The organism is Deinococcus pimensis DSM 21231, assembly GCF_000519345.1.
GTDB lineage: Bacteria > Deinococcota > Deinococci > Deinococcales > Deinococcaceae > Deinococcus_A > Deinococcus_A pimensis.
Map to the genome: position 1 here is coordinate 111,731 of NZ_KI912625.1, position 301 is coordinate 112,031.

Here is a 301-nt window from a genome sequence, read left to right on the forward strand (position 1 = left end):
GCGCTCGACGTGCTCGGTGAGGGGGGCGTGGCGGCGCTCACGGGTGAGGGCGTCGATCCCGACGACCTGCTCGCGAAGGCCCGCATCGTCGTGACGGAGCGCCGCCACTACGACCCGGACGCGGCGGCGCGCGTCCTGCGGGACCTGCCGCCCGAGCGCTCGCTCGTGATCGACACGGAACGCGCGAACCCCGACGAGGTGGCGCGTCTCGTGAGGGCCTGGCTGTGAGCGCGCGCGAAGGAACCATCGAGCTCGTCGAGACGGTCCCGTTCCGGATTCCGCTGCGCGGCGCGCTCCAGTG

General features: G+C 73.8%; 1 pseudogene. It reads left to right on the plus strand.

Annotated features, from left to right (window positions below):
• Positions 1–228 (plus strand): annotated as a pseudogene (locus tag DEIPI_RS0103120) (hypothetical protein); the annotation flags it as partial.
• Positions 229–301: the final 73 nt, after the last annotated feature.